The organism is Sphingobium sp. LMA1-1-1.1, from assembly GCF_040676365.1.
Taxonomy (GTDB): domain Bacteria; phylum Pseudomonadota; class Alphaproteobacteria; order Sphingomonadales; family Sphingomonadaceae; genus Sphingobium.
The window spans coordinates 1-9,792 of record NZ_JBEGHS010000013.1; the positions used below are offsets into that span (position 1 = coordinate 1).

Here is a 9,792-nt window from a genome sequence, read left to right on the forward strand (position 1 = left end):
ATCGCTTCCATCGCCACCTTCGCCTTGAACTCGGCGCTGTAGCGCTTTCTCGTCGTCTTCATTCCCGTCCATTCCTTCAGGTCGGGATGAGCTTATCACCCTGTCCGAATTGCCGACACCACCTCAGGCGGTTGGCAGTCATTAAGGATAGTTCAGCGCTATGCTAGCGTGGACACCGACCACATGCACGAGTCGATCGATAGGCCGTACTAACAGCAGCGCCAGCTGGCGAGGAAAATGGGCGATCGCATAGGACTACATGAGTTGAAGTGCCGTCGGGTCTGCGTCGAATGTCCTTACCTCCCTCTCAACAAAGACTTTCACTGGCGATTTTTCCCAGAGGGTTGGCACTTCATCTTCATTCTTTCGTCATTACGACGAAGCTCCACGCCTCCCTGAATCACGACCTCAACACCATGCCATTGGCGCCAACGGAGAACACAACCCTGACTTTCCGCACAGAATCCAAACGAGGAAGAAGGCTTCAGATCATGGCCTTTTGACGCCACAGCTTGCGGAGCCGCCCGGCCTATTCTAGGCACAACACCGCGCAATGATGCGTCATCTCACAATGATAGATGAACTGGATGCTTTCGTGACCCTGAAAAACGCTGCGCCCGCTATTTTCTCGCGCTTTTCTCATGTTTCCGGATCGGGCCTTCTGGCGAGTACGGCCACAGCCATTTTCACCTTGTCGGCATGCACCAGCTTCAGCGGCGCAGATGGTCCATCCACACGCGCGATCAACAATGCCGGTAATACGACTCAGGCGCAGGCCGATCTTGGCATTCAGATGATCGACATGACCAGCGAGGTTGCGCGGCAAGTGGCCGCGGCTGGGGTGGGGACCACTTTCATGGCAACATTCGGCGATGGATCGCCTGTGGGTTCCGTAATCGGACGTGGCGATGTGGTGAATATTTCCATCTGGGAAGCGCCGCCCGCCGCGCTGTTCGGTTCCAGTCGGCCCACGATTGCAGCCTTGGCGTCTTCCTCACCTGATACGTCGCAATCTTTCGACCTTTCCGACCAGATGGTCGATCTTGACGGACGGATCGAAGTTCCGTTCGCTGGGTCAGTTATGGCGGCCGGACGCACGCCCAACAAGGTGGCAGCCGACATCGTATCCCGCTTGGCCGGCAAGGCACACAAGCCACAGGTCATCGTCCGTATTACGCATAATACCGCCGCGACCGCGACTATCGTAGGGGATGTAAATCAAAGCATGCGCGTGCCCCTTTCGGCTCATGGAGAACGGATACTTGACGCTCTAGCCTCTGCAGGCGGCACGAAGCAGCCGACAGGCAAAATCACCCTGCGGTTGTCGCGCGGTGATAGTAGTGGCTCCATGGCACTGGACGATATCATCCGCGACCCGCGTCAAAACATCATCCTTCAACCCGGTGATGTAATCACAGCCCTGTATCAGCCCTTCAGCTTCACGTCGCTGGGCGCAACCGGTCGCAATGAGGAAATCTCGATCGAGGCGCAAGGTATTACCCTATCGCAAGCTCTAGGCCGCATCGGCGGATTGCAAGACCAGCGTGCTAATCCGCAGGGCGTCTTCATATTTCGTTATGAAGATCGCAAGGCATTGACCCCTAATGCCGCCCAAAAAGCGCCGCAAACCGCGGACGGCAAAGTTCCTGTAATATATAAAGTTAATCTGCATGACCCAGCTTCATTTTTCATAGCACAGAATTTCGTGATCAAGGATAAGGATCTTCTTTATGTCACGAATGCTCCTATTGCTGATCTACAGAAATTTACCAATCTATTATCCTCGATTGTCTTCCCTGCAGTCAGCGTCGGCACTTTAACGCGGTAAAGTGGTGAAAATCGCACTGCGCGTATCAAGACCACCAATTCCTCCATGACGAAGACCGTCAATTCAAGAGATTGAGCAGAATGAATCCTACCGCAACGGAAACCGTCTTATCCTCTTCTTGCTCTTCCCTTGCTTTGACTCCGTGCACATCGCAGCAACTTGTCATTCTGGTCGGGGGGAAAGGAACTCGGCTCGGTTCTCTATCACAGAGTACGCCCAAGCCTTTGATGCAGATCGACGAACGTCAGGTGTTCCTCGACTTTCTGCTAGACGGCGCGCTGCGGCAGGGGTTCCGCCATGTCCTTATGATTGCGGGCCATTTGGGCGAACAAGTTGCCGAACGCTATGCGCACCGCCGCATTTGGGGCGCCGACATAGACGTGCTGATCGAGCCAGAGCCGATGGGCACAGCGGGTGCGCTGGCGTTCGCAAAACAGGCGCTGGCAGACCGCTTCATTCTGATGAACGGCGACACTATTTTCGATACGAATATTCGCGCGGTAGATGCCTTGTTGTCAAGCACGCCTGATGCCGCCTGCTCGATCAGCTTGCGCGAAATAGATGATGTCAGCCGATATGGCGCTGTAGATGTCGATAACGACGGCCATGTGGTCCGCTTCCGGGAAAAAAATCCAAACACAGCTCAGAAAAATGGCGTCATCAACGCAGGAATCTACGCTTTGCGCCGGTCGGTGCTGGATTTGATCCCTGATCGGCCGACATCGCTGGAGCAGGATGTGCTGCCCGTGCTAGCCGATCGCCGCCAGATCGTGGGCATCGCTTCTAGTGGATATTTCCTCGACATCGGCCTGCCTGAAACATTGCAGCAGGCGCAGAAAGACCTGCCCAGCCGGACTCGCCCCGTCATCTTCTTCGACCGGGACGGCGTGCTCAACATCGATCATGGATACACCCACTCCCTCGACCAATGGGAATGGGTGCCCGGTGCAATGGCTGCGATCAAGGCCGCCAACGATGCGGGCATCGCCGTGGTCGTGGTAACCAATCAGGCTGGTGTGGCGCGCGGCTATTATGGTGAACCGGATATTTGGCGTCTGCACCATCATATTCAGCAGCAGCTCAACCTGCACGGCGCGTTCATCGATCAGTTCTATTATTGCCCGGATCATCCCGATGCGGTTGTGGATTCCTATCGCGCCCCCGCGCCTTTGGGCCGCAAACCTTCGCCGGCTATGCTCTCGCGCGCCATCCGCCAGCTTCGGTTGAACCGTGAGAAAGCTATATTCGTCGGCGATCAGCAGAGCGACATGGACGCTGCCGCAGCACTCGGCATTCCCGGCCTCTACTTCAAGGGTGGTCAGCTGGACGATTTCCTTTTTAACAGCCCCGCATGGGCCAGCCTTATTTCCTAACTCCAACCCGCCGCAACCAAGTTTGCTAGGAGGTGCCCGTTGCCAGCCTTCAATATGGAAGTTTCAGATATTCAGTCTATCGCGGATGCCCAACATCACGCCAAGAATTGGCTATTCAATCATGCCGCCCCGCTTTGGGGAACGAGGGGCGTCTGTTCTGACGGGCAATTTGCCGAAAGATTGACCCTAACAGGCGAATTTGTCGATATCCCCCGCCGAATGATGGTGCAGGCACGCCAGATATACAGTTTCATCACCGCTGGCGAACTGGGCTGGGAAGGCCCATGGAAGGCTCTGGTCGAGAAGGCAATGACCGTTCTGCTCAGGCGCGGCCTTCAGGACGGCAATCTGTTTGTGCACCAGTTCGATGAGGCGGGCGAGGTTGTTGATCCGCGCCTAGATCTCTATGATCATGCCTTTGGCCTGTTCGCGCTTGCCCATGCCGGGCGCGCGCTGGGCCGTCCGGAATATTTCGACATTGCCAACAAGGTGATGGATCGGATGGACGCCGAATGGCGCCGCCCCGAAGGCGGATTCTGGGAAGGTCAGATCACCCCCTGCCCGCCCTATCGCCAGAACCCACATATGCATATGTTTGAGGCCGCCTATGCCCTCTATCAAGCGACCGGCGACGAACGTTGGCAGAGGCTGAAGCACGATCTGCTAACTTTATTTCAGGACAAATTCCAAAATGCGCAAACCGGCGCGGTTACCGAATACTTCGACATCAGCTGGACGGCACTTGAAGATGCATCCGGATCGATTGTCGAGCCAGGGCACTGCCTAGAATGGGCATGGTTGTTCGAAATCGCGTTCGGCGACTTGTCTGGCGTTCCGGTCGCGACGAGATTGGCGGATTTCGCGCGCTCGTACGGCATCTGTCCGGAACGGGGGGTCGCGATCAACGAAGTCTCGCTCGACGGGTCGATCATCGATGGCAATGCTCGCCTGTGGCCGCAGACCGAACGGCTTAAGGCCGCAGTTGCTCGCTATCGCCGTCTGAAGACGCAGGAAGAGGCGGACGAGGTGGTCGCCGCCTACCGCGGCTTGGTTCCTTATTTCCAAACGCCGTGCCCGGGCACCTGGTATGACCGGTGGATGGCCGACGGCAGTTGGATGCAGCAGGACGCACCCGCCAGTTCTTTTTACCACATTACCTGCGGACTGAAGGAACTCATGTCTTGCACGGCCGGCAAATAGGCAAAGAGAGACAAATCATGATCATCGTTCGCTCCCCCATGCGCGTCTCCTTCTTCGGAGGCGGCACCGATCATCCGACATGGTTTCGCACTGGCGAGCCGGCGTCAGTCCTGTCGACGACGATCGACAAATATCTCTACGTTACGCTGCGCAAGCTACCCAAGGTGTTCGACTTCAACTATCGTGTATCCTGGCGGATCATCGAAGAAACCAAATCTATTTCCGAAATCCAGCATCCGATCGTTCAGGCAGTATTGAATAATTACGGCGAAGAACACAACTGGGGTTACGAAGTTCTGTACAATGCCGACCTTCCTGCTCAGTCGGGCCTCGGATCGAGCTCGGCCTTCACCGTTGCAATGCTAAAGGCCTATCTGGGCAACAACGGCAATATCGGTTCGAAGCATTTCTTCGCGCGCGAAGCAATCCGCATCGAGCAGGATCTGCTGAAGGAACCGGTCGGTTCGCAAGATCAGATCGCCGCAGCCTACGGCGGCATGAACCAGATTCGCTTCTTCGCCGACAACAGCTTTTCTGTCGAACCGGTGCTGATTTCGCCCGAACGGAAGCGCGTACTAAACGAAAATCTGGTGATGTTCTTCACTGGATTCACACGCTCGGCAAGCAAGATCGAGGGTGAGAAGATCAAGGAAATCAAGAATAAGACCGACGAACTGCGCGCCATCCACGACATGGTGATCGAAGGTCGCGAAATACTGGAAGACAGCGGCCGAGACCTTAATGATTTCGGTCGCCTGTTGCACGAAGCTTGGATGCGCAAGCGTGCACTGTCCAGCAGCGTGTCGAACGGCGGCCTTGATCAGGCCTATGACGAGGCGCTTCAGGCAGGAGCGATCGGCGGCAAGCTGCTCGGCGCGGGCGGTGGGGGCTTCCTGCTCTTCTATGTCGAACCGCATAATCGGCAGGCCGTTATTGACCGCCTGAAGCCCATGGTGGATATGTCCTTCGGATTTGAGAATAGTGGCGCCTCGGTTGTGCTATACAATCCCGAACTCGAAACCAACTATGATGCGTCATCGCGGCATGCTTAACGCATACCTTCAGCCTACAAGGGGAGCCAATGACTGTTATTGACAAGAAATCCAGAATTCTGGTGACCGGTGGCCGCGGGCTGGTCGGTCAGGCGCTACGCGCGCGCCTGCAACAAATGGATGTTGAAGTCTTTGCGCCGGGAAGCAACGAATATGACTTGACGTCGACCGAGCAGACCGATGCCATGTTCGAACGCTTTCGCCCCGATCTCGTGTTTCATATGGCCGCCCGCGTCTATGGCATCATGGGCAACATGAACAATAAGGGCCTGTCGATCTATGACAATGTCATGATCAACACCAATGTCATCGAAAGCAGCCGTAAGGTCGGCGTACGAAAGATCGTCGCCATGGGCTCAGGCTGCGTCTATCCTTATCCGCCGCCAGCTGAACATCTGACCGAAGACATGATCTTTCAGGGTGCGCCGCACCATTCAGAAGATTCCTACGCGCACTCCAAGCGCTTACTTTACTCCATGTTGGAAGCCTATAAGGCGCAATATGACATGGATTATGTCTTCGTGATCTCCGGCAATCTGTTCGGTCCGCACGATAGCTTCGATATCGAAAACGGCCATGTGACCCCCTCATTGGTCCACAAATTCTATATGGCGGCCAAGAATGGCACGAAGATCACGCCGTGGGGCACCGGGAAGGCACGCCGCGACTTCACCTTCAGTTCTGATGTCGCCGAAGCGCTGGTCACCATGATGGAAGGTGGTCAGGGCGCGATGAACATGGGTTCGGGCAATGTACATGCCATCCGGGAAATCATTGAGTCGCTGGCGGAAATTTCGGGCATCGGGATGGGTCGGGTCGAATTCGACACTAGCAAGCCGGACGGCCAAGAATATCGCTATTATGATGTAAGCAAGCTTTTCATCTTGGGCTTCCGCCCTAAGGTGAGCCTGCATGAAGGGCTGAAGCAGACCTATGACTGGTTTGCCGAGAACTATGAAAGCGCTCGCAAGTAATTTTGACATAGATGATTACGGATCAGGAGATTTTCGTGTCCAATAAAAAGAATTGCCTCATCACCGGCATCACCGGTATGGTCGGCTCTCACCTGCTCGACTTCCTTCTGGAAAATACCGATTGGGACATCTATGGTCTTAGTCGCTGGCGCAGTCCGATGGACAATCTTCAGCACCATATCTCACGAATCAACAACAAGGACCGCGTCCAACTGATCCACGGCGATCTGCGCGACAGCTTGTCACTAGATCATGCGGTGCGTCAGGCCAAACCGGATTATGTCTTCCATCTGGCCGCCCAGAGCTTCCCCAAGACCAGTTTCGATGCTCCGCTCGAAACCTATGACACGAATATCCAGGGCACCGAGCGCCTGCTGGCTGCGCTGCGCAAATACAGCCCCGAAGCAGTGATCCACGTCTGTGCATCGTCGGAAGTGTTCGGTCGCGTGCCGAAAGAAAAGCTGCCGATCAATGAAGAATGTACGTTCCACCCGGCTTCGCCCTATGCAATTTCGAAAGTCGGCACCGATCTAATCGGCCGTTACTACGCCGAAGCGTTTAACATGACTGTCATGACGACCCGCATGTTCACGCACACTGGTCCGCGTCGCGGCGACGTGTTCGCGGAATCGACTTTCGCCAAGCAGATCGCACTAATTGAACAGAATCGCATCCCGCCCGTGGTCAAGGTCGGCAATTTGGATTCGCTGCGTACGTGGGCGGACGTTCGTGACGCTGTCCGCGCTTATTATATGATGGTGACGATCAACCCGACCCCCGGCGCCTATTATAATATCGGCGGCACCCACATATGCTCGGTCAAGGACATGCTTGACACGCTGCTATCCTATTCGACCGTCAAGAACATTCATATTGAAATGGACCCCGAACGGCTGCGTCCAATCGACGCCGATCTTCAGGTGCCCGATACGACTAAGTTCGAAAAGCATACCGGCTGGAAACCCGAAATCTCGTTCGAAACGACCATGCGCGACCTGCTGGACTATTGGCGTCAGCGCGTTTCGACTCAAGGCGATTTCTTGACGCGCTAAGCCATTTCGCGCCATCGCCACATAGTGCGACGGCGCGAAATCATTCATGGTCACGAAGGCGGTCGTATGGCACTGCCATCCGATCTTTGAGTGGATCATGCAGAACCATTCCTATCAAGACGGCACCGCCATCCGCAATGAGCACAGCGCCGAAAAATGGCTTTCCGGTGGGCGACTGTGGATCGATTGCACCGATATTCTACGCTATGCGCATGCCGGAAACCGAACAGTTTCAGGTATTCAGCGCGTTATTGCCAATATGTTTTCAGCTCTGGATAATCTGGGTATAGCCTGCGGAGCCGTGGCGAGCGATTATACCGGCTTGAAGCTGGTCACTATCGAGACGGCCGGCTGCTTGTCACTTTTCGCCGACCTACAGTCAGGCAAATGTGCAATTAGCGAGATCAAGGCAAAATGTGCCCGCATTCAGGCATCTGCCGCACAATGGACGCCCGAAGTCGACGACATTATCCTGATTGCCGGTGCCTTTTGGTTGCATGATCCGTCCCTGTTGCTGGAGTTGCGCCAGATTCCGCGACTCCGCATCGCGACATTCATTCATGATGTGCTAATCTGGCGTTATCCCATCTATTTTAAGTCGACAGACCGATCGATCTGGCTAAGCGCTTTTGCGCAGATGCTTGGCATAAGCGACGTGCTGATGACCAGTTCACGCTATGTGGCAGACGAGATTCGTTCCTGTGCAATGACGTTGAACTTGCCATGCCCGGACATTCTGCGGACCGGCATGGCCTCCACCTTTCCGAACATCATATCGGAACAGCCGAGCGAGATCGTCCGGCAACTCATGGGACAACGTTTTGTTCTGTGTGTAGGAACGCTCGAACCCAGAAAGAATCACGATTTTCTATTGGATATCTGGGATCAGCTCCATGTCGAGTATGGCGATGCCGCACCCCGACTGGTATTTGCCGGCAAGGTTGGCTGGAAAGTGACTGCCTTGCTGCACCGCATGAAGGGACTGAAATGGGGTCCAACTCATTTCCTCCACATCGACTCTGCGTCTGATAGCGACCTAACCTGGCTCTATGATCACTGCCTTTTTACCGTCTACCCCAGCCTAGCTGAAGGCTGGGGGCTGCCAATCAGCGAAAGTCTTGCGCGTGGAACGCCATGTTTGGCAGCCAATACCGCATCTCTTCCTGAAGCCGGAGGGGATTTGGCGCTCTATTGTCCGCCGAATGATGTGAACGCAGCGCTGATTCAAATCCGCCTGCTGTTGAAGGATGATTTCAGGCAACAGTTACGCAATCTTATCCATCAGCATTTCCGTCCAAGTAGTTGGCCGGATTTCACGGCAAGATTGGTCGAAGCTTTGTCGCGCTCCTTCGGATCGCGTCGTTATGCACCCCTGCCCATTGAACAGCCATGCCCAATCGGAACACCATTGCAGGAGGCAGGCATTGCCCGTCGGGCAGCTGCATTGTCGACATTGACATTCGGCTGGGATCAAATTCGGGACGACGCAGTATATGGAGGACCGAGCATGAAAATGGTCCTGCGTACGCAGGGCCTCAACGAGGAGTTATTGATCTTTTGTTGCCTCGCCTCCTTACCCGGTGGCGGCACTATCAAGGTTGAGAATGAAGAGACGGGCGAGACCTCGGAGTGGACCTTTTGTGATGATGACCCAAGCGTAAAGGAAATCGCCCTACTTATTCGTCCCAGCAAGGACGTAGAATTGCAACTGCATGTTGAAGCGGGCTGCTGCCGTGCGGCGATATACGGGATCGGCCTCTCGCGGTCCGCTTCCGCATCGGCGTTGTTAGCTCAAGCGCTGAAGCAAATGATCGTCCAAAACAGAACGACCGGAGAACTGATTGTAGACAGCCGTCACATGGTCGGTGGACAGGCGCCTCGATTATTACGAGCCATACCTCACCTTGACCGCCTGCCTCTCAAGCGCGCCAGACTGGCCGCACGACGGCTAGATTGGGTAACTGCCCGTCTGCATTATTGCGCCATGCTGCGCCTGCGGCCAAAAGATGCCGCCGCCTGGAAGCAATTGGGCCATGCGTGCAAGGAGCTCAAGGATTATGCAGGCGCCTACACTGCCTATAGCATGGCCTTGCTCTATGCCGGCGACGCGGATTCGCGCTTCCACGCGAATGTAATGCGTGAACAACTCCGCTGGCAGGATAGCATCGAACAAATCTTGTAAGATTATACCAACGAGCATTAATCGGTACCCATGTGCCCATTGGCGCAAATCGATGGACATGATGCGCCAAGGTTGATTGACGAGGCTGTTCCAGGCGAAGCAGCAGTGGTCGACGATGTCATCGTAGGATT

Annotated in this window: 7 protein-coding genes; all 7 read left to right on the top strand. The window is 55.2% G+C overall.

Annotated features, from left to right (window positions below):
• Window positions 1-571 precede the first annotated feature (571 nt).
• The 7 genes from MRBLMA1_RS11300 (at window position 572) to MRBLMA1_RS11330 (ending at window position 9,661) form a co-directional block, all read left to right on the top strand.
• Window positions 572-1,828 carry a polysaccharide biosynthesis/export family protein gene (locus MRBLMA1_RS11300; RefSeq protein WP_363736913.1) on the top strand — a complete coding sequence of 419 codons (1,257 nt, stop codon included), beginning with the start codon at window positions 572-574 and terminating at the stop codon, window positions 1,826-1,828.
• 80 nt (window positions 1,829-1,908) lie between these two features.
• On the top strand, window positions 1,909-3,201 hold the full coding sequence (locus tag MRBLMA1_RS11305) for an HAD-IIIA family hydrolase (RefSeq protein WP_363736915.1): 1,293 nt from the start codon (window positions 1,909-1,911) through the stop codon (window positions 3,199-3,201).
• Between the two features lie 39 nt (window positions 3,202-3,240).
• The gene (locus MRBLMA1_RS11310) at window positions 3,241-4,401 is read left to right on the top strand and encodes an AGE family epimerase/isomerase (protein ID WP_363736917.1); all 1,161 of its coding nucleotides are present in this window, start codon (window positions 3,241-3,243) and stop codon (window positions 4,399-4,401) included.
• A 17-nt stretch (window positions 4,402-4,418) separates the two neighbouring features.
• The gene (locus MRBLMA1_RS11315) at window positions 4,419-5,453 is read left to right on the top strand and encodes a hypothetical protein (RefSeq protein ID WP_363736919.1); all 1,035 of its coding nucleotides are present in this window, start codon (window positions 4,419-4,421) and stop codon (window positions 5,451-5,453) included.
• Between the two features lie 29 nt (window positions 5,454-5,482).
• Complete coding sequence (locus MRBLMA1_RS11320) at window positions 5,483-6,427, top strand: GDP-L-fucose synthase family protein (RefSeq protein ID WP_363736921.1); 945 nt, start codon at window positions 5,483-5,485, stop codon at window positions 6,425-6,427.
• A gap of 35 nt (window positions 6,428-6,462) precedes the next feature.
• Window positions 6,463-7,479: a GDP-mannose 4,6-dehydratase gene (locus tag MRBLMA1_RS11325; protein ID WP_363736923.1), complete on the top strand. Its 1,017-nt coding sequence runs from the start codon at window positions 6,463-6,465 to the stop codon at window positions 7,477-7,479.
• Between the two features lie 46 nt (window positions 7,480-7,525).
• Window positions 7,526-9,661, top strand: a complete 2,136-nt coding sequence (locus tag MRBLMA1_RS11330; protein WP_363736925.1) for a glycosyltransferase family 4 protein — start codon at window positions 7,526-7,528, stop codon at window positions 9,659-9,661.
• Window positions 9,662-9,792 lie beyond the last annotated feature (131 nt).